This window comes from Pauljensenia sp. UMB3104, from assembly GCF_030217285.1.
In the GTDB taxonomy this organism is placed as follows: domain Bacteria; phylum Actinomycetota; class Actinomycetes; order Actinomycetales; family Actinomycetaceae; genus Pauljensenia.
Genome location: NZ_JASONN010000429.1, coordinates 1 through 254 on the forward strand (window position 1 = coordinate 1; position 254 = coordinate 254).

A 254-nucleotide genomic window follows, 5' to 3' on the forward strand; every position below is an offset into this window, starting at 1 on the left:
GGTTTCGCGGGCGCGTTCACGACCTACGGGACGTACATCGTCGCGTCGGTGGGGTACGTGTCGCTCAATGGAATTGCCGAGGCTGTCTCCCAGTCCCTCGGTCTCCTGGCCCTGGGTGGCGCCTGCGCCTGGGCGGGGATGCGCGTGGGGGAGTGGACGTGCGGTCGCTCAGGTTCGCGCCCCGTCGCCAGTGAGGGGGACCCGGCATGAGTGGCGCAACCTTCCTGTTCGTGGCCCTGGCCGGCGGCGTGGGC

The 254-nt window shown here is 70.9% G+C and carries 1 pseudogene; it reads left to right on the forward strand.

Going from position 1 to position 254, the window contains the following annotated elements:
- Window positions 1–210 (forward strand): annotated as a pseudogene (locus QP415_RS12280) (CrcB family protein); the annotation flags it as partial.
- Window positions 211–254: the final 44 nt, after the last annotated feature.